Here is a 21,961-nt window from a genome sequence, read left to right as displayed (position 1 = left end):
TATAATTCTCATTTTACTTTCTATCAACCATAATTGGCATTACCACATTTCTTTCTCAATGCCAATCTCATCTAAATACCTTTTGGCCCATTGCCTTTGCTGGTCATTTTCAGTAGTTATTAATTGATAAATATTTTCTTTAGTCAATGAAGCTACTTTACTTTTATCTTTTAGTAGCCCAAAAAGGACATCGTTTAATCTATTGTTTTCCTTACTTAAAATTTCAATAATTTTGATTATCGAAGAGAAGTACCAACCTTCTAAGCTTTTAAAATAAGTAATCATTCCTCTCTTGGTATTGTAATCTACTTGTATGTACACATCTAACAAAACCTGTTGGATCCTTTCATTACTCATTTCAGATGTAACCACACTTCCCAAGGCCAAATTGCTTATAACTGGATCATTACCAGTCATAACCTGCTGTACCACAGGAATCAGCCCAGGAAATATTTGGGCTTTTTTCTTGAACTGATGCAAGGCCCATAAAATGTCCTGACGGTTAGAACTGTCCAGGTATTTGGTCAAAATATCCTGGTCCACATATTCAGTAGACACAAGCCTAACACTGTCCCGCATTGGTCCATAAGCCATGTGCCACAAAGTATGCGTGGTATAAGCAGCACCATCAATAATATACCCCTGTATATCCTTCAGGGTGGCAGCACTTATCCCGTCCACTTTCGGATTATCCGGTTCCTTTGCTGTAAGGTCTCCCAATGTATAATTGGCCAAAAGCGACTGAGGATCACCAAGCAAGCGGTGAAGCTTCAGGTAATCTGCTTCCGAAAATGGAACATGTCTATTTTTTGTCAATGGTTTTATGGGCCTTATTCCCAAATAATTACCTGAAAAGGACCAAAATAGGTACAGATCAACTGGCAAACATAATTTATCTTCACATACTCCTGCATTCAACTCCCGAAAAACGATTGGCAATTGGTTTTCATAAATTTTACCTATGTACAAGGTGTCGTTAATTAAAGAATCCGAAAAATCCACTACTTTTTTGTCGATCAATATTATTTCTCCAGGATCATAACTCCCCTTACTTTTCTGGTATTCAATAGGTTCATTATAAAATCCCTTTATCACCAAGGCCATCAATGCCAAAAACGTCAACCCTGGTAAGGTTTTTATGACAAATGAATCAATCATTTTCCCATGGGAGGTTGACTTCTCCTATTTCAGTCTTCATAACCTTCATAGATCTCTGAGCCATTTCCAGGGATTCCGGTGATTCTTTATATACCCTTATTTCACAGATGCCACCGGGTACTTTTTCATCTTTTAAAGTTATCCTTAATTTATTGGACTTGGTATTTTTAACCGGCAAAACCAAACGTCTGAAACCTTCTGGATTATCAATTTCACCTAAAAGGGTCCATTTCCCTTCTCTCTGGTATTCTATATTGAATTTTTTTATTGCCAAATCCCCCCTATTTTGGAACACCAAATGAACCATATTGAATTGTTGGGCTTGATCCCAATTTAATTCTATCCAGTGTGTACCTAAACCTGTAGTGTCAGGTACCCATGCATTGGTTTCGAAAGTCGCAAATGGAAAAGCTGTGGGCAATCTGGCCCTAGAGTATCCATTATTAACTTGTTTAGCAGGGCTTAACTCACTAGATGCCTCTGCGGTAGCCAACAAAGCCAAATCATTTGGGTCCTGATTTGGGAGTTCTATCATATAGGCTCCTTGTTTCAGTAAATTTTGCTGTAATTCACTTAAATGATGCTGATAGATTCCTCTTGGGCTGACATCATTTTTAATGGCCATTCCTGCAGCAGTCCCAGCTGCTTGACCAATAATTCCACAAGTCAGCATCACTCTTGTTCCAGTGAGGGCTACATGGGTGACCGATATATCTCTACCTGCCATCATAAGGTTATCAATATTTTTTGAATACAAACTCCTATAGGGTATGGAATGTAGCACACCCCTGTGGGTATGGTTGTTCAGTCTTTCCTTATCAAAAAAGCCTAATGAAGGGTGGTCATCCAATCCCCATCCACCATAGGCAATTCTGTCTTCGAGAAGTGGCTGTTCAGTAATGTCCTTCTCGGACATGACATAGTCACCTTCTAGTCGATAGCTTTCCCTGACACCCACCACGTGTCCCATCCATACAAGCTTATAATTTTCCATAGACCCTTTCCACTCATCACAATGATTTTTTACATGGTCCCAAATACCATAAATCAGTTTAAACAAATCATCCCTAACCCCTTCTGCATTCCCGTGGGTCTTGTCGGTCCCTCCTAATTCAATCATCCATTGGTGGTCTATCAATCCCATCTGAGGATGCCTTCCGGGACCAAAATCCTCACAGGTAGGGAAAGAGTAAATCCAGGATGGACTTACAAATTTATGTGGGCTACCAGTATCTTCATACCAATACTTCAAAGAACTTGGCAATGTGGTGGTATCCGGATAATCCAATGCTTTTGTCTCATTAAACATTTCTTTGGATTCCCTACCATACATATGGGAAGCGCCCGCTTTTACGCCTATGATCCCATTGCCAGTACAGTCCATAAAAATTTCACCACGGAATTTAAGCCGGTTTCCGTCAGGAACAGAAATGGCAATTACGGCTTTGATCGATTTTTTGTCCTCATCCATGATGACATCCGTCGCATGGGTTTTTAAAAATAGATCAAGATTGGGTTCTGATTGCACCAGCTTTAAAAGTTGATCCGGGTATTTTTTACCATCTGTAAAATATCTTTGATTGCCATAGGAGGCAATTTCTTCAATCAAGCCCGTTTCGCGGACATCAAATTTTTTATATTCTTCTTCCAGGTTGGTTTGCACAACCCCTACTGGAGGAACCAAAATCTCAAGACTTGCATTTCCTCCTAACTGATCTCTATTTTGAATCAAAACAGTTTTTGATCCTTCTCTTGCAGCAGCTACTGCTGCTAAGGTTCCGGCCAGGCCACCGCCAATCACCACTACATCGTATTCTCCTTTATCTACAATATTAGGGCTGATGGCATGATATTTTTTCCTTAACTCATCTAAGGAGGATCTGTCATTGGGAGGTGTCCAATCGAGATCGGAAGAAAATACGATTGCATCCAAACGTCCATAATAACCGGTATTGTCTCTTATCGTTAATTCATTTTGATTAACCAAGGAAACTATTCCTCCATCTTCCCAAGTCCAGCCCTCAATTGCTGATTTTCCAAAAGTTTGTTGTACTGGTTTTTCATTTACCAATATAGAAAATTGCCCCGGACTGTAGGTAGTATCCCAGTTTCTGGACCTCACCCAAACCCTGTATTTCCCTTTGTGAGATAATTCCATCTTGGTTTGGGCATCTTTTACAGGAGTTCCTATACCTGAGGCCAACAAATAAGAAGAGCCCATCTGATCAAGAAATTGCCAATCACTGGTCCAGCCTCCTAGTTTATCAAATTTCTCAGCTTCCAGCCAAATCAAATCCTGGGCTATAGTAACAGAATAGACCATCAGTCCAAAAAAAACGAGGATTCCTTTTTTTAAGAATTTGTTCTCAATGAATTTCATATTTAAAGGATTTTAATTGTAACATTAAAATGATGGAATTACCCTTATGTGGGAAATGCTAAGCCGAACTTAAATGGTTTTATTAGGTCTGAATTCAATAAATTGATACGAAGTGCTTGTGATTACTTTAATTTTGATCCTAGAAAAATCCTGCACAACAAAAAGAGAATTCACCTACTCCGAGGCTATTGGACTCGGAGCAGGCAAATCCTACTTTATTGGTTATTTTCAATCCACAGTTCCTTGCATGGTTTTAGTAACCTGGATTTTGAGTCAATGCAGTATTGGTTTCTAGTTCTATCCTTGGAATCGGCCATAAGTAATCCCTGTTTGGATTAAATGCCCTGGTTTCCACCACTACCATTTCATCGGCATTGCTGATATTGTCGTAGTTAGGGGTGCCTATCTCATCAATCATAGGGGCCTCAGCCAGCCAGCCGCCGCCGCCATATCTATTGACTCTTCCCCGGTAAGGGCCAGGCATTATGTCTTCAGCTACTTTCCATCTTCGGATATCAAAATACCTAAAACCTTCCATTCCCAGTTCATGTCTTCTCTCCTTGCGAACAATATTCCTCAATTCCTCCTGGGATTTTCCACCTTCAATAGCTGGCATTTGCACAGATTCTCTTCCACGAATGGCATTTAAAGCTTCGTAAACAGTTTCATCAAGTTGATTTAATTCTACTTTTGCCTCTGCATAATTTAGCAACACCTCTCCAAGCCTGAAAATGGTAAGGTTTTGATCCGTAGACCCCACATCTGTAGGATAATTGGCTACATCTATGTGTTTTCTGTATAAATAGCCAGTAAAGGATGCATAAGCGTGTGACGCTTCTATATTAGGCACTCTAATCTTCTCATCTCCCCTGAATTCCCAGGTCATGGTACTGTCCCTATGGGTTTCATAAATCCAGTTTACCAATCGCGAGCCCGGTACTACTAGGGTATAGTTCAATCTTGGGTCTCTATTTTCAAAAGGACTTTGAGGATTGAATAGTGGAGATTCGTCAATAGGTAATCCATCAATACAATCATAGGTATCTACCATGTCCTGAGGTGGCTTTTTATTGGAATGCCCAAGGGCCATTCTAGACCAAAAATTTCTTGGCATATTGTGCGTTGCAACTCCTCTTAAGTATTGAATTCGCATGATTACTTCACTAGAATTGTCTCCTGCAAAGGTAAACATCCCCTCATAGTCAGGATCAATTTGATAAGCATTAGCATCCATCAGTTCTTTGGCAGCCGCAGCTGATTCATCCCATCTTTCATTCCACAATGCCACTCTTGATATCAATGCAAGTGCCACACCTTTGGTGACCCTTCCCTTCTCAGCAGCATTCATTGGAAGTTGATCTTTCACTTCATTCAACTCTGAAAGGACAAAATCAATCACTGCCTCTTTCGAGGACCTTGGGGTCTGCGATTCCTCAAGTGTTAGATTAGTTGTCACCAAAGGCACATCCCCATAGAGCTCTGTCAGGTAAGCATAAAAATACGCCCTGAGAAACCTCGCTTCTCCTACTAGTCTGTCGTATTTTGCCGGATCCATCTCTTGCCTCAAATGGTCTCCCTTTGAGGTTATGAAATTCACCCTGTTAATTCCTCTGTAGAAATGTGACCAAAAACCATTGGTATAACCGTTGTCGGCATTTTGCTCTCCTCTACCAAGGGCCTGTAGTGCACTACCATTACGATCCCAGCCATCATCTGAGGCAAAATCGAAGGATAAAAACCAGGCTATGCCTACAGGAAAATACCAAAGTCTGTTGTAAACTCCAGTGACTGCCATCTCCAATTCAGTTTCGTTGGCAAAATAGGTCTCACTTGAAGGCGAATCCAGTGGCAAGCGCTCTAGAAATTCTTCATTACATGCTGAAGAAAATAGTAAAGCAGGTATCAATATTGTATATATAATTATCTTTTTCATCAGTTCTCAGTGTTTAGAAATTAACATTCAAACCCATAGTATAAGTAGCCATTTGCGGATACCAACCACCATTACTAACAGGTGCTTCTGGATCATAACCTTCATAAAAATTATGAATGGTAAAAAGATTTCTACCACTTAGGTAGATCCTTATTCCCTGAATATTGAGTGGTGCTAAAGCAGCTTCAGAAAATGAATATCCTACCTGAATGTTTTGACCTCTTAAATAAGCTGCATTTCTCATCCAAAAACTTGAGTTTTGCTCATTGTTGGTCTGGTTCCAGGCCAATCTAGGATAAGCGGCATCCGTATTGGTAGGTGTCCAATGGTCTTTGTGTTGTTCTTGTACCGTTCCCCCCAAATAAAAAGGCATGATTCCCTGACCAAACAAATACCCATCGGCCTTGCCTACTCCTTGTAAAAAGATGGATAGATCAAATCCTTTATAATCTGCATTAAAACGTGCACCAAAAGTATGTCTCGGTATTGAGCTCCCGATCACATCAAGGTCACGGTCATTGATCATTCCATCACCATCGACATCTTTATACTTGATATCACCTGGGGCAATATTGCCAAACTGATCCGCATGATTGTCTACTTCTTCCTGAGACTGAAACAAGCCTTCATCTATATAACCGAAGAAAGAACCTATAGGATAACCTTCTCTATTTACAGTCAGTCCTGTGTTTTCGATTCCTCTCATGTCCACAATTTCATTGAGAACATCAGAATAATTCAGCATAATACTGTAGTTAAGGTCGCCTATCTTATTTCGATAATTAACCATCAATTCATAGCCTTTATTTACAACTTCACCAGCATTTTGGAAAGGTGCACTGAGACCTATGGTCTGAGGTATATTTAAAGCCAAAAGAATGTCCTTCGTTCTTCTTACATAGTAATCAGCAGACACATCTAATTTACCCCAGAGGTTAAACTCAAGTCCTAAATCTGTTGTTTCTGTGGTCTCCCATTTAATTGTGGAATTGGCCATACTGTTCAGCGCTGCACCAGGTGCATTTGCACCGCCAAAGACATAATCCTGAGCACTACCACCTAAAGCCATAAAAGCAGCAAAAGGATACAGACCAATATTTTGGTTACCCAATTGACCCCAGGAAGCTCGAAGTTTTAATTGGTCAATTAAACCTGAATAGTCCTGCATAAATGATTCTTCAGAAATTCTCCATCCAGCAGAAAAGGAAGGGAAAATCCCTGACCTGTTTCCTTCTGCAAACCTGGAAGAAGCGTCCCTTCGAACATTGCCTTCCAAAAGATACCTTTCATCAAAGTTATAGGCAACCCTTCCAAATACAGACTGTAAGGCCCAATGGGAGGCCGCTCCTCCTGTTCTTTCATTGGCCCTGTTACCAGCATTGATCTGCTCATATTGAGGCAATGGGAATACTTCCCTGTAAGCTGAAATCCACATATTGGTTTGGTCTTCCTGCTGATAACCTGCTGTAACGCCTATGGTATGAACTTCATTAAAGGTCTTGTCATAGGTGACAATGGCTCGAATATTATTGTACCATTCCCGATTAAAACTTTCCGACAATGAGTTTCTTTGGGGAACAAAGTGAGTTGGGGTAACTCCATCTCTGGCATAAGTCTGGGTAATATTGGAAAAACTCTTATTGTGTGGATTCCAAAATTTAGGCGCATACATCACCTCTGCATTTAGTCCTTCTGTAATTTTATACTTCAGGCGAAAATTCAGGATGGCATCCAAGCTTTCATTGGTGTTCAACCCACCATCTTTAGCCCTTGCCAAAGGGTGGTCACCGTTCCATCCTTCACCGTAGAGGCCATTGGATAAAATGCCTACTTCGTTTGAAGGGATTCTTCTCATCCAGTGAAAAATATAACTTGTTCCACTAGATGGTTGGGTTTGTAAAGCCCTTCTTAAAAATATATCCGTAGAAAGTGTCAACCGCTCAGACACATTAATGTCTGAATTAAGTCTCAAATTAAATCGGTTAAAACTTGTGTTTGGGATTATACCTTCCTGATCCAGGTAACTTACAGAAGCAAAAAGCTTCGCCTTTTCGCTTCCTGCGTTAATGCTAACATTGTGGTTTTGCATAAAGGCAGCATTACTCATGGTAATTCCCTGCCAATCTGTATCTGGATATAGATCAGAAGGCATGCCCGCTTTATAAGCTGCAATGTACTCATCTGTATACTGGGGATCATTGCCAATATTGGTAAAGGCCTCATTGGCCATTTCCATATGATCGATGGCCCCTACAATATTTGGAAGTTGTGTAGGTACTTGAAAACCAGCATACATGTTGTAGTTTACCCTTATCCCATCAACACCACGTTTGGTTGTAATTAACACAACTCCATTTGCAGCTCTGGCACCATAGATCGCTGCAGAAGAGGCATCTTTTAGTATAGAGATGCTTTCAATTTCATTTGGATCTACATTGTTGAGACTTGTTTCTACTCCATCTACCATTACCAGTGGGTTCGAATCCCCTAGTGTACCAATACCCCTGATTCTAATGGAACCACCATCACTGCCTGGCTGTCCACTTCTCTGCGTCACGGTAACGCCTGGTGCTATTCCTTGCAAAGCCATTGAAGTTTGACCAACGGGTTGATTGACAATCTCCTTGGAAGAAATGGAGCTAACCGCTCCAGTTAGATTTACTTTTTTCTGCGTACCATAACCGACGACTACTATTTCATCCAAGGAAGAAAGGTCTTCGTTCATCGTAATATTGACCTCACTTTGGTTGCCTACCGAAACAATTTGCTGCTCATAGCCGATAAAGGAAAAAATCAAAACAGCATTGTCCGGGATTTCCAAAGAGAAGTTGCCGTCAATATCCGTGGCTGTTCCCATATTGGTACCCTGTATCAATACAGTGGCACCTGGTATTCCCACTCCTTTACTGTCAACCACCCTACCTTTTATAGGACGTTCATCAATTGTAATTTCAATTTTTCTACTACTAACCTCATCAGTTAAACCCGCTACATAAATGGCATTGTCTACCTGCTTGAACTTTAAATTTGCAGAGACTGCAATATCCATCAACAAATCATTGATTGACTGTCGCTTATTTTTTAAGTTTAATTTTGGGTTATTGTCCAAAATATCTTCTGGAAGTACAAATTGATAATCAGTTGAATTTTCCACCTTTTGGAAAATCTCCTCCAGATCCCATTGAACTTTGTTAAGCCTGATATAGGATTTATCAATGGGCCTGATCTGAGCATTTATCTCGTGAGCAGCTAGTGTTGTCATAAACAAGCACTGCATCAACAAGCCATATAATAGGTTTTTAGATACCATTTTAATTAGGTACAGTAATTTTCTTTTCATAATTTTAAATGATTTTAAAGTTAAAATTTTAAGGTCTGCAGGGTAATTCATTTCATTTGGCGATGGGAGTATTGCCCTGCTTTATTTTTCTATTTCATAGGCTACTTTTTTTAATTATTACCTGGTTCTTATCAATGCTAAATTCGAAACCCATTGAAAACCCAAGTCCTGTCAATACATCCTTCAGGTTTTTATTACGGAAAGTTCCGATAACTCTTCTGTTTAGGTTGAAACCATCTTCATTTATTATTTTAACACCATACCATTTAGACAGGTCATTTAAAATAGATCCTAATGAAACCCTGTCAAAGTTTAGTATTCCCTCTTTCCAGCCCACTACCTCATTGTATTCAAAAGACTTTACTTCAATGTTTGACAAGCTGTCGCGCTTATTCAAAATCAACATTTGTCCTGGCTTTAATTTTAGTTTTTTATCACTGGCCTCTATGGCAACTTTGCCTTCTGTAAGTGCAACCGCATAAATGCCATCTCTTGCAAAAGCATTAAAAGCCGTTCCCAAGGCGGTGGTTCGCATTCCTTCTGTTTTAACCTGAAACGGTCTCAGACTATCTTTGGCAATCTGGAAATATCCCTCTCCAGTCAATTCTACAAGTCGGTTTATCTTACCAAATCCTGAAGTAAAACGAATGCTGGAATTGGCATTTAAGACAATAGTAGTACCATCTGGAAGCTTGAGTGTTAATTTTTCGCCTACACCCGTGTTTCGGTGGATTGTTTTTTCCGCTAAGGGTTTTGTTTCCTTTTTAAACTCAAGTCCGTTCTTAATTAAAAAAATGCTCCCTACCAAAAGAGCAAAGCTTGCTGCTATTCTAAAAACTCTTGACCAAGGTATAATGGAGACTGAAGGTTTGTCGCCTTTAGCGGCGGATGTCCTGGTATGGATTTGATGAAGAAGTTTTTTATAATCTGTTCCATCCTCTTCGTTTGGGATAGTAATCTCCCACTCTGATTGTAATATATCATCCAGTGCTTTTTTGGCACCGGGCTGCTCTAGCCATTCCAAAACCTGCTGCTTTTCTTCAGGCTTGGCTACTCGATTTAAAAATTTAATAATAATCTCTCGTTCCAATGGGTTTATTGTAATTTGGTATATAAAACATTAACCACCCCATTTACTTAACCTCAGGTAAAAAATATTTCAAAAAAGAAATGTGACCGTTGAAAAATAGTGGCAAAGGCACTTTAATCCATATACAAAATTAAATCATTCAAAGGAAAATGTTGGTAAATAAAATCAAGCTTAAGGTAGGGTTTTGGAGAAGGTTTTTTTTCAACGATTTTGAAGCCAGGTAAATATGGTGTTCAATAGTCCTTTTGGACAACTTCATCTGATGAGCAATTTGCTCACTGTTCATGCCTTTCAATTTATTCAACTTAAAAACTTCTTTTTGAACCTTAGGAAGGTTTTCTATTAACTCCATCATCATGCCTTCCATTTCCTTGTAGGTAAAATCATCCTCTTGGTTTCTAGCGCCAATCACATTATCATCTGACAATACCTCCAGGCTACAATCCTTCTTCCTATCCCGTATATAGTTATACATATAGAATTTAACGGCTTGAAAAAGGTAACTTTTAAATGATTTGGTTTGATCTAATTTTTTCCTTCGTACCCATACCCTTACGAAAACTTCCTGCACGGCTTCTTCCGCCAACTGTTGATCAGCAAAAAAGGTAAGAGAAAAAGCCATTAATTTCTTGGCATACCGGAAGTACAATTCATCAAAGGCAGCCATATCTCCTTGTTTAAGGGAGATCAGCAAAGTATTGTCTGTATGTTTCCTCAGCATACCCATGGTATTATTGCTTGGTGGTACTAGTATCCGCCAAAAGTAGTGAAAAGCGAAAGGAATAAGTTAGTATAATTAATATAGATTTAGAAAGACAATATAGCCTAATAATATTTAAGTAAAAAATTGACCTATTCCTTAATTCTACTACAATAATAGTTATTTACCAGTATTCTTTGTAATCCAACGAATAGCATAATATTCACATGCACCCTTACCTGCATTGCGGATGCCATGCGCATCCATTGCATGCAAATAGATAAGTGAGCCGGGTCCAAGATGGTAAGGAACTCCATTGATCATCTCTTCCACTTCCCCCTGAAGCACTACTATAATTTCTTCATCAGCATGCTGATGAGGGTCGTGACTTTTTTCACCTTCATTTAGCGTGGTAATGTGCATTTCCAATTCTTGTAAGGTAGGCGTCGGCCCTCTTGCCACATTCCTTCTTCCACCTTTTGCACTTTCCTTAAATGGTAATTTTTGATAATCATAGCTGGTCATGGAAGTTACATCCGGTATAAAATCATCTCCAACTTTATCAGCCTCCCATTCTATCACAAAAAACGAGGTAGTTTCATCTCCCAAGTGCTGAATTTTAACTGTCTTGTCATTTGGTACCCAAGCCACACTTCTACTTCCCAACTGATCCTTTTTATCCCCTTGATTGATTTCAAGCTTACCAGAACCTATTAGGATCAGCTTTTCATCTCCCTTTTTGATGGAGATACTTTTTCCATTACTGAGTGTGTAGTGATTGACACGGAAATTATCTAACGTTTCAGTAGGGCCATCAGCAATTGGTCTTATTTCATTTCCACCTTCTACATAGGCTGGTAACATCTTCCACTCAAAAACAGCAGAAGGTAGGGGAAATTGTTGGGCATTTAGAAACGTGGGGAAGGCAAGTAATAAAAGTAAGAGCAGTTTTTTCATGATTTTGGGTATTGTTAATTTGCTTAATCAAACAATAAAACAACAATTTCATTGGACTCCAAATTATTTCTAAAAAATACTGACCTGTTAAGAACCAATTTACTTTGTGATTTAAAAAGAAATAGTAAGTGTTGATCCATTGAATACAGCAACCGCCTCTCAGATCATTGTGGAAAATTCTACTGTTCAAACTTGCCTCAAAAGCTTTCGGTTACGATCAACTTTTTCGTTTGGCTTTTTCCCAAGTGCTTTTTTGACTTCCTTTCAAAAAGCGAATCAAACCAGCTGCCACAGCATAGTTCATCATACAGAAGTAAAAGGGAACAAATAGGATCTTGACCCTAATTTTTCGGCTTTCCAATAGGTATCCAAGCAAGGCCGCTGCATAAAAGAACAATTGACTAACCATCAAGAGTTGGTAGACCATGCCTTGATCCAACAGAAAAAAGTTGAGAACAAAAATCAAAACCAATAAAAAAGGTGTAATTGTCCATCTAAGAACCCTATGTGAAAGATACTGGAAAAATAAAAGAGGGTTATTGAAAGGGGTGATTTTGAAAAACAACCTTTTCATTGATTGCCAGCCACCGGCACTTATTCTAATTTTACGCTTTAATTCTTCACCTGTTGAGTCTGAACCAGTTTCCATGGCATAGGCATCAGGTTCATACACAATTCTGTATCCATCAGAAGCAATGAGGAGGGATTGCATAAAATCATCCAAAATGGTATCTTCTGGCAAGTCCCTGTAAAGATCAGACCTAAAGGCAACCAACTCTCCTGCAGCACCTACTGCTGAATAAAGTTTTGAATCCATCTTTTTTAAGAAAGATTCATATTTCCAATACATGCCTTCTCCTGCTGAACTGGCGGAGTCCTCTGCCTCTACGAACACTCTTTTTTCTCCAGAAACACAACCTACATTTTCATTGCTGAAATGTCGGACAATGTTTTTAATGGCTTTGTTGTTAAGAATGGTATTGGCATCGGTAAATACTACAATCGGGCTGTTCACGAATTTCATTGCCCTGTTTTCGGCTGCTGTTTTACCCGCACGTCTTTCATCATGGAGCAATTTTACTTGTGGAAATTCCAATAAGACTTCCTCAAAGTTATCATTTGACCCATCGGTGATGAAAAAAAATTTTATTTTTTCTTTTGGGTATTCAAGTCCAAGTGAATTAAGCACCTTCTCTTTAATAATATCGGCCTCATTGTAACAGGGTACAACGAGGCTAACATCCGGCAAAAATTCTTTGTCTGTTTGATTTGTCTTTTTTCGTAATAAATTTTTTACTTTTACAAGGAAACCTATCACGATGCCATAACCTAAAAATGTATACGCGACAACACCTATCGCTATCCAAAAAACTGCCTGCATCATAAGAATTAATTTAAATAATGAATTTGTTTTTAAATTTAAAATTTCGATTTTGTAAAAATTTAAAGTCCGTTTGAAACAAAACTAGATTTTTCTCAGATACTTTAATTTTTTAAAAAAATAGAACTACTCTATTTTACTTGACAAGAATTGAAATTATTTTGGTAATTATTTTGAGATAATGCATCCATCTCAAGAAAGCATAATTCAGAGTATGAAAAAAAATATTTCAGATAATAATACGGAGAATACCGGACATATTAAAAAAATGATACCAGAAAATTATTCCAGACATGAAATTTCCTCAAAGATTGTAGCACTGACGCTGAAATTAACTTCATGTAATCATGCTTTCCTAGGTGCATTACAGGATGATGGCATTTATATCAAAGCTTCATCTGATCAGGTATCCTCAAATATTATCAAAACAAGTGACCCCCTATTTGATTTTTTAAAAGAGACAGTAGAATTCACCGAAGTTAAAGATTTGCCTATTCATGAAACACTTTTAAAAAGTGAGTACCTAAACTTATTAGGTAAATTAAAATACCTCTCGATACTTCCTATCCTGGACCAATCCGATGAAAACATCGGTTTTCTAGTGGTTCTAAATCAAGAAATCCCTGCAGAAAAATTACCAATAGCCGAAAACTTAAGCTTATTGACCCCTCAGGTACATGAATTATTATTGCACCAATCTGACGACTTAGAGGACAAGGTACTTAGTAAAGCTATGGCACTGTCCCAGGATCTGATTACTATTTTAAGGTTTGACGGGAAATTCCTAAAAGTAAACAAAACTTTTAAAAGCCTTCTAGGCTATGATGAAAACGAGCTTTCAAACAAACCAGTAACAGACTACATACATCCCGCTGATGTGGACAGTACGATGAAACAGATCAATTTATTGATTAAAGGGGGGGAACCCACCACTAGTTTTTGCCATCGGTTAAAATGTCAAAAAGGGGGATATAAAACCTTTTCTTGGCGCGCCACCAGCGATTTAAAAAACAAGTGGATTTTTGCCATAGGTAGAGACATAAGTGAGGAAAAAGAAAATGAGGACAGGCTACTTTCTAGTGAGGAAAAATTCAGGTCCTTTTTTGAAAACAGTCAAGGGTTGATGCTAACTCACGACATGGAAGGTAATTTTTTAAGCTTTAATAACTACGGCGCCAGGCTTTTAGGCTATACAGTAGATGAGATGGTAAACAAAAAGCTGTGGGACATTATACCATCAAAATTTCGGTATGAGATAGATGACTATCTCAAGGAAATTAAAGAAAACGGCAAAGCACAAGGATTAATGACTACTTTCCAGGCGAATGGACAACTAAAAGTGTGGCTATACAGCAACAAAATGGAAAAAGACCATTTTGGCAATAGCTATGTAATAGGCAATTCCATCGACATTTCAGAAAGGTTACGGTTAGAAAAAAGAATCCAAAATGCCAGAGAAATCCTAAATCAGACCCACATAATGGCCAAAATAGGTGGCTGGAAGTATGATTTAGAGAAGAAAACGACAACATGGACAGATATTACCAAAACAATTTTCGGTGTTTCCGAGGATTTTACCCCGGACATTGCCAATAGCATAAATTATTACAAGGAAGGTTATAACCGAGATAAAATCAAAGAATTAATTGATTTGGCGGTGAATTATGGAAAGTCCTGGGATGAAAAATTAAAAATAGTAAATGAATTAGGAGAAGAATTATGGGTAAGGACACTTGGAGAAGCCAATGTTGAAAATGGGAAATGCCTGTACTTGTCTGGCACTATTCAAGACATTGATGATGAGGTAAGGAAAGAAAATCAACTTATTCAAAAAGAACAAATGCTTTTGGCTATATCAAAGGCTACAGATGAACTCCTTTCAAACAATAAACTATATGAGGCTATCCCAAACAGTCTGGAAATAATAGGGAAATCTGTAGGTGTTGATAGGATTTATTATTTCGAAAACAGCTTGGGTGAAGGAGGAGAAAAACTCACCTCACAAAGGTTTGAATGGAGTACTGAGACTGTGGAATCCCAAATCAATAATCCTCACCTACAAAACATTCCCTTCGAAGCTTTTGGAGAGTTCGTATTGCCAATGGAGAACAATGACATTTTTCAAGCAATTATTTCAAATTTACCCGATGAATCTGAAACAAAGAATTTCTTAGACGATCAAGGCATTAAATCAATTTTAACTATCCCGATATTCACAAACAAAGGGTATTGGGGTTTCATTGGCTATGATGATTGCACCAATGAAAGAGAGTGGTCCCAGGCTGAACTATCTCTATTAAAAAGTTTTGCAAACAGTATTTCAAATGCAATTGATAGGAATATTTTAGAAAAAAACCTCATAGATTCCAAAGAGATTGCCGAAAAGGCAAGTTTAGCCAAATCGGAATTTTTAGCCAATATGAGCCACGAAATTAGAACTCCTCTCAACGGTATTATTGGTTTTACAGATCTGCTTGTAAAAACTGAGCTCAATGAAACTCAAAATCAATACATAGGTATCGTAAATCAATCGGCAATTGCCCTACTGAACATTATAAATGACATCTTAGATTTTTCAAAAATTGAAGCAGGTAAACTCGAGTTAGAAATTAACAAATCAGATATTTTTGAACTGTCCGGCCAAGCCACTGATGTTGTATCTTATCAGGCACAGAAAAATGGGGTCGAGATGCTACTGAACATCGAGAAATCTTTGCCCAGGTTCATTCTTGTGGATGATATTCGATTAAAACAGATACTAATCAATCTCTTAGGAAATGCTGTTAAGTTCACAAATGAGGGTGAAATAGAACTTAAAATACAAACCTTAAAAGTAATTGATGAAAACAAGAGGGTAATAAGGTTCGAAGTTCGCGATACCGGGATTGGGATATCTGATGAGTATCAAAAAAGGATTTTTGAAGCCTTTATGCAAGAGGATGGTTCTACTACTAAGAAGTATGGAGGTACTGGTTTAGGCCTTACCATCTCCAATAAGCTTTTGTCCATGATGGGCTCAGAGCTGCAGTTAAAAAGTAAAATCAAAGAAGGAAGCACCTTTTATTTTGATTTAGAACTATCCACGGAAGAAGGGGAATTAATCGAAAAACCAGAAGATTACCCAATCGATAATGTTCTGGTAGTAGATGACAATGCAAACAACAGACTTATTCTCAAAGAAATTTTCTCTTTGAAAAAAATAAATATGGATGAGGCTCAAAATGGCTTTGAGGCATTGCAACAGATAGAAACCAATGAGTATGATGTTGTGCTTATGGATCTGAATATGCCTTATATGGATGGCCTTGAAACCTCAAAGAAAATTAGAGAGAATTTCAGTGGAGAGAAAGCACAGGTACCTATTTTACTTTTGCACAGTTCTGCTGAAGACGATTTCATACAAAAGCAGTGTAAAGAACTTTCAATAAACCTCAGGTTGTCAAAACCAATCAAAAATAATGAGTTGTTCGAGGCATTCTCCAAATTGAAGGTACCTGTCAAAGAAAAACCCAAAGAACCTTCTCATGAAAATGAGTCGAGCAATCAATCAAGTAAGGGAAAAGTGCTTATCGCTGAGGACAACACTATTAATATGTTTTTAGCTAAAACTATTGTATTAAAAGTGTCTCCACAGATTGAGATCATTGAAGCAACTGATGGACTTGATGCTTATGAATTGGCATTAGAACATTTACCGGACATTATTTTAATGGACATTCAGATGCCTATAATGAGCGGACATGAGGCCACTCGGAAAATAAAAGCTGATCCTAGGACGAGAGACATACCTATAGTAGCTATTACTGCAGGAAATATTAAAGGAGAAAAGGAAAAATGCATGGTGTCTGGCATGTCAGATTTTGTACCTAAACCTATCGTAGAAAAAAACATTAGATATATTTTTGATAAATGGCTAAAAGTGAAAAAACAACAAGAAATAAAAGATGAGGAGATACCCTCAGTAATTGAACCAATAAGTGGCAGCATTACCCAAGAACAAAAATTACATTTTGATGTAGACAAAGTAAAAGAATACCTGGGTGACGAACCAGAAATCATAAAAGAAGTCCTTAAGCTGACCATTCACGAGTTGAATCAATCAAAGGGTGTTCTTTTAAAACACCTCGAGGACAAAAACCTTGAAGGTTTGAACTCAGAAGGCCACAAACTAAAAGGATCTGCACTTACTGCCGGCTTAGGGAAAATATTTGAAATAGCTTTGACATTAGAAGAAATGCCTACTTTGGATTTAGCAGTATCGAAAGAACTTATCGACAGATACAAATCTGAAAATGCAATAGTTGAAAATTTAATAAATGATTACATCACCAATGGAAACTAAGCTTATCTAACCCGAAACAACCAATAGTTAAACTATTGGTTGTTGATATTTCTTCATGAGAAAATTTTGAACTGGGTGTTTCAAAAATACTATTTCAGTTCTCCTCTTGCTCTTTATCGATTGACCAATCCGTAATATTTAAGAGGTAATCAAATGAAATTCTGACCAAATTAGCTATATAACTATATTATATATGTCTTTGTATCAGGATTAAAGGAAATTTACGCTCCTTTTTAATTGCTCTTTATATTTGGCTCCAATAGGTATTATTTTCCCATCTACCACTGCGGTATCACTATCGAAATCCGTGAGATAATGAAGGTTTATCACATACGAGCGATGAACTTGAACAAACTCTAAATTACCGGATAACTTTTCCAAGAAATTGGAAATAGTTGATTTAATAGTATACGTTTTATTTTTACACTTCAAACTAATATAATCTCCTTTTCCTTCACAATAGCTTATATCTGAAAAGAGAATTTTTTTATATAACCTATCATCTTTCACAAAGATAAAATCCTTAGAATAGGAGTTTGGATCGATTTTAAATTCTTTTTCTTTTCGCTTTTCTATCCCCTTTAAAAATTGTGGGTAACTGAATGGTTTGGGTAAATAAAAGCAAGCGTCGGTTTCAAATGCGGCAATTGCATTTTCATTATTTGTTGAAATAATTATTAAAGCGCCATTATACTGGCTGTGTTTTAAGATTTCAAAACCGTTCATCTCCGGCATTTCTATATCCAAAAATAAAAGATCAATCTTCCCTCTATTCTCCACCAAAAAGTTCAACCCATCAATTGCATCTGAGAAATCCGCTAGTAATTTTAACGTTTTAGTCTTTTCAATATAATGTGAAAGTACTTTTATGCTAGATGAATCATCATCTAAAATTACGCAGTTATCCATCGTATATATTGTAATATCAATTAAAGTTTCAAATTAACCGACTAACCTTAGACAGTTATATTTTGTTTTTGTTCTGGTACTTCAAGATTTCGGATCAGTCTTGCCGGAACTCCCCCTACCAAAGTGTATGGTGCCACATTTTTTGTTACCACGGAACCAGCTGCGACAGTCGCACCTTCTCCAATCGTTACTCCTTTCAAAATCATTGAACGTGTGGCCAACCATGCATTATCACCAATAATGATGGCATCGGACTTCCCTGGTGCAGACCTATCGTCTACTCCATGAAAATCACCATCCATTATAATTACCTGATTGGCTATTTGGCAATTCTTGCCGATTACAATCCGGTTACTTGCAGATACAATGCAGGCCGTATTTATAAAAGTTCCGTCCCCAATTATTAACTCTGCTCCTCGATCAGCAAATAACTGAGTTACCCCCATATGAGACCAAATCTTACAATTGTCCCCAATTCGGATGTCACCATAACCCTCTACTCTCAATGGTCCTCGTACAGTTATCAGCTTCCCAGTACTTTTACAATTTCTTAAACGAAATTTCCCATTAAGAATACGAATTACTCCTTTTGTGAGGTCCTTAGTTAAGGAAACGAAAACATGAAGTTTTTCATTAAAACCCCTTGAATCCCGTCCGTAAATTTGATGACTTAATTGAGATACTTTTCCCGAAATCTTGTCCTGAATCATTCAATTTTCAAATATTTAATGAATATAGAAGTGAAAATTTTAAATTCAAAAAAAAGGATAAACTAAAATTTTTATTACATTTATTTTAAAAATAAGATAAAAACAGTAAATTATTTTACGTGAAGCATTTAATGTCATTGATATATAAATAAATGAAATTCATATTTAAAAAGCCTCAGGTCAATTTTTTTATTTATACAATTGTGTTTTTATTATTTTTTATTTCAGAGAATAACCTTGTTGCTCAGGAACAAAAAGATATAGAACAGTATTTAAATTTAAATATGCCTCTTGAAAACCAATTACCAAAACTAGACAGTTTAATTGGTGTGGCAATAGCTAACCATCCTACGGTAAAAGTAAACCAGGCCTTGATAGGTTCAGCAGAAACCAGGGTGAAAATGGCTAAAAAATCTTGGTCAAACTTATTACGTGTTTATGCTGATTATTCCTATGGTAATCAGGCAATTTTATATTCATCTGGGTCGGACTTATCCAATATAGCCAACGGATACAGAACTGGTGCAAACCTCAGTATCCCACTGTCAGAGATTTTCACCAGAGGTGATAAAATCAGACTTCAAAAACAGGAACTAGAGGCCACCTTTCACAAAACAAAAGAAATGGAATTAACCATTTCAAACCAAGTCATTGAAGAATACAATAGTGTATTGCTAGGTCAAAAACTTATGCTGATCAGGTTAGAAATGCAAGAGAAAGCCAGAACCAACTTACAACAAATGGAAATGGAATTTAATCTGGGAAACCTTGATCCAACTTCTTTTTTGAGAAATCAGGAGATTTATACCATTGCCCGTTCTGAATATGAAAATGCAAGAAGAAATTTTTTCGTGGCCGTTCAAAAATTAGAAATCCTTCTAGGAGATTCACTGGCCAATATAATACAGTAAAATGACAATAAAACAAATCATCAGGCTTCTCTGGAAAAGCAAATATTGGATCTTTTTAACTCCCATTTTTGTAGCAATCGGCGTATTATTTCTTACGCAAGACCTTCCCCGGGAATATGAAACTTCCACTTTGGTTTTTACAAATCCTACTTCTGACAGAGGTTCCACGGATGGAGGGGTTGTAAGAATGGATTTTTACACCTCCAACAACCTTTTTGATAACTTAACACTTATAGTCAAATCCAGGAAAACCATAGAAGAAGCTTCCTTAAAACTCCTGGCAAAGCATTTGGCACTTCCTGAGCAAATAGACGAGGTACTATGCATTGAGGCCTATCTGGATTTAAAAACCCATATTCCTCCTTCACTATGGGAACAATTGGCTGTACCACATGATGAAGTTAAAACCTTACATAACCTATTGAAAAACCTTGAGGAAGACAAAGATTCACCTATTGAATATTTGCTTAGGGAACATGAATACTATTCCGTCAATAAGATAATCGGTAGGCTTTCTGTCTCTAGGAAATTTTCCAGCGATATGATGGAAATAAAATACAGTAGCAATGATCCAGGAATTTGTTATTACACGCTAAAAATATTGGTGGAATCCTTTATGAAAGGATATTCAGAAATGAAAGAATTGGAAAACATCAATACCATCACCTATTTTCAAAACCAACTGACCATTTCTCAGGACAAGCTAAAGCAGGCTGAAGAAACCCTAAAAAGGTTTATGACAGACAATAGAATCCTAAATTATTACGAACAAGGCAAATACCTGGACATCGCCAAACTGGAACATGACCAGGATGAGGAGCGTTCTAGAAGATTGCTCTCAGGGACTGGATATAATTTAGAATTGATTGAAGACATGTTTGCAAATTTTGACGAGCGACAAATTATAATTAAAAACATTTCTTCACTTCAAGATAGAATCGTTAAAATAAGTTTGAACATTCAAGGATTAAATGTTCTGGACAATCAATCCATTCAAATAGGAAATTTAGAAAAAGAAAAAAGAGGCTTAGAAAAAGAAATTAAAGCGCTTTCCGACGAATTGTTTAAAAACAGTAATTCTGTTCAGGGAGTCCAAAGAGAAACCGTATTAGAACAATGGTTGACACTTAAAATTTCTTATGAAGAGCAAAAACAGGCTCTGGATGTAATGAAAACCAGAAAATCCTACCTTCTGGATAAAATTGATGAATTTGCCCCACTAGGTGCTGAATTGAAAAAATTAGAGCGCGAAGTAACTGTCAATGAAGAACAATACCTTTCCATTCTTCATGGCCTCAATATGGCGTACCTTAAGAAGTATGACCTGGAAATGTCTTCATCCCAAAAACTTATAGATGAACCCTATTATCCAAAGACTCCTTTGGCTTCTAAAAGAATGTATTTGGTGGTTGGAGGGATGTTAGGCACCGGAATCATGGTGCTAACCGTGATACTGCTTTCTTTCTTCCTGAATTCATCCATAAAGTCAGGCAAAAACGCCACCGAACTGACTGGTTTGCCGGTTTTAGGAGGATGGGTAAATGAAGATAAAATCCAAAAAAACGTGTTTTTGAATCAATTGCAGAATAACCAGATCAAGCAATTTTACAATAATTTAAGCAGGTATTTCCCCAATTCAGGACAGAAAATCTTGCTTTTCTATAGCCATCAGGATGGAGAAGGAAAAACATTTTTAATTCAATCTTTAGCCAAAGAACTATTAAGGCAAAACCGAACAGTGATTTATTGTGGAAATCAAGAAGACACCGCAAATATGCCATGTGAAACTTTAACATTGGACAAAGGTTCTAATGTCAATCCATCAGAAGAAGTCCGATTTTGGGAAGAAAAACTTGCCAAAATGCCACATGAATTTGTTCTTTTAGAGCTGCAAAATATAAATGTGAAACCTTTCAATTATTCCTTGATTAATAAAGCCAGTGCCTTGGTATTAGTTATTGAGGCCAATCGTAAATGGAAATCCTCCGACACTTACTTTAACAATAGCCTAAAAGAAATGGTGAAAATCCCTCATTTGCTTTGGCTAAACAAGATGGATGGAGATGAATTAGAAGACATCAATGGGGAAATTCCAAGGAGAAGGTCATTTATTAGAACCAAAATAAAGAAAATGCTATCATAAGGCACTT

At 37.4% G+C, this 21,961-nt stretch carries 13 protein-coding genes; 3 read left to right on the top strand and 10 right to left on the bottom strand.

Annotation, left to right across the window (positions count from 1 at the left end; genetic code table 11):
* Positions 1 to 39: 39 nt before the first annotated feature.
* The 8 genes from AC0L7T_RS10700 to AC0L7T_RS10665 all read right to left on the bottom strand — a co-directional run bounded on the left by AC0L7T_RS10700 (position 40) and on the right by AC0L7T_RS10665 (position 12,942).
* Complete coding sequence (locus tag AC0L7T_RS10700) at positions 40 to 1,158, bottom strand: hypothetical protein (RefSeq protein ID WP_473342616.1); 1,119 nt, start codon at positions 1,156 to 1,158, stop codon at positions 40 to 42.
* The gene (locus AC0L7T_RS10695) at positions 1,151 to 3,538 is read right to left on the bottom strand and encodes an FAD-dependent oxidoreductase (RefSeq protein WP_473342614.1); all 2,388 of its coding nucleotides are present in this window, start codon (positions 3,536 to 3,538) and stop codon (positions 1,151 to 1,153) included. Before AC0L7T_RS10695 ends, AC0L7T_RS10700 begins: the two co-directional genes overlap by 8 nt.
* 253 nt (positions 3,539 to 3,791) lie before the next feature.
* A complete protein-coding gene (locus AC0L7T_RS10690) occupies positions 3,792 to 5,471 on the bottom strand; it encodes a RagB/SusD family nutrient uptake outer membrane protein (protein WP_473342613.1) in 1,680 nt (559 codons plus the stop codon).
* A 13-nt stretch (positions 5,472 to 5,484) separates the two neighbouring features.
* Positions 5,485 to 8,811, bottom strand: coding sequence for a SusC/RagA family TonB-linked outer membrane protein (locus tag AC0L7T_RS10685; RefSeq protein ID WP_473342610.1), 3,327 nt, complete (start codon positions 8,809 to 8,811; stop codon positions 5,485 to 5,487).
* 94 nt (positions 8,812 to 8,905) lie between these two features.
* On the bottom strand, positions 8,906 to 9,901 hold the full coding sequence (locus tag AC0L7T_RS10680; protein ID WP_473342609.1) for a FecR family protein: 996 nt from the start codon (positions 9,899 to 9,901) through the stop codon (positions 8,906 to 8,908).
* 139 nt (positions 9,902 to 10,040) lie between these two features.
* On the bottom strand, positions 10,041 to 10,622 hold the full coding sequence (locus AC0L7T_RS10675) for an RNA polymerase sigma-70 factor (RefSeq protein ID WP_473342607.1): 582 nt from the start codon (positions 10,620 to 10,622) through the stop codon (positions 10,041 to 10,043).
* Between the two features lie 159 nt (positions 10,623 to 10,781).
* Positions 10,782 to 11,558, bottom strand: a complete 777-nt coding sequence (locus tag AC0L7T_RS10670; protein WP_473342605.1) for a cupin domain-containing protein — start codon at positions 11,556 to 11,558, stop codon at positions 10,782 to 10,784.
* Between the two features lie 217 nt (positions 11,559 to 11,775).
* Positions 11,776 to 12,942, bottom strand: a complete 1,167-nt coding sequence (locus AC0L7T_RS10665; RefSeq protein ID WP_473342604.1) for a glycosyltransferase family 2 protein — start codon at positions 12,940 to 12,942, stop codon at positions 11,776 to 11,778.
* 211 nt (positions 12,943 to 13,153) lie between these two features.
* On the opposite strand from AC0L7T_RS10665, the gene AC0L7T_RS10660 reads away from it, so the two are divergent.
* Complete coding sequence (locus tag AC0L7T_RS10660; protein WP_473342602.1) at positions 13,154 to 17,281, top strand: response regulator; 4,128 nt, start codon at positions 13,154 to 13,156, stop codon at positions 17,279 to 17,281.
* Positions 17,282 to 17,491: 210 nt separating this feature from the next.
* On the opposite strand, the gene AC0L7T_RS10655 is transcribed toward AC0L7T_RS10660, so the two are convergent.
* Positions 17,492 to 18,190, bottom strand: coding sequence for a LytR/AlgR family response regulator transcription factor (locus tag AC0L7T_RS10655; protein WP_473342600.1), 699 nt, complete (start codon positions 18,188 to 18,190; stop codon positions 17,492 to 17,494).
* A gap of 47 nt (positions 18,191 to 18,237) precedes the next feature.
* The gene (locus AC0L7T_RS10650) at positions 18,238 to 18,900 is read right to left on the bottom strand and encodes an acyltransferase (protein ID WP_473342598.1); all 663 of its coding nucleotides are present in this window, start codon (positions 18,898 to 18,900) and stop codon (positions 18,238 to 18,240) included.
* Positions 18,901 to 19,052: 152 nt separating this feature from the next.
* On the opposite strand from AC0L7T_RS10650, the gene AC0L7T_RS10645 reads away from it, so the two are divergent.
* Both AC0L7T_RS10645 and AC0L7T_RS10640 read left to right on the top strand, forming a co-directional pair.
* The gene (locus tag AC0L7T_RS10645) at positions 19,053 to 19,811 is read left to right on the top strand and encodes a TolC family protein (protein ID WP_473342597.1); all 759 of its coding nucleotides are present in this window, start codon (positions 19,053 to 19,055) and stop codon (positions 19,809 to 19,811) included.
* Between the two features lies 1 nt (position 19,812).
* A complete protein-coding gene (locus AC0L7T_RS10640; protein WP_473342596.1) occupies positions 19,813 to 21,954 on the top strand; it encodes a GumC family protein in 2,142 nt (713 codons plus the stop codon).
* Positions 21,955 to 21,961: the final 7 nt, after the last annotated feature.

The organism is Cyclobacterium sp. 10D3-21, from assembly GCF_055809755.1.
Note: the sequence above shows the minus strand (reverse complement) of the source record. Positions and strands in the feature narration are given on the sequence as shown.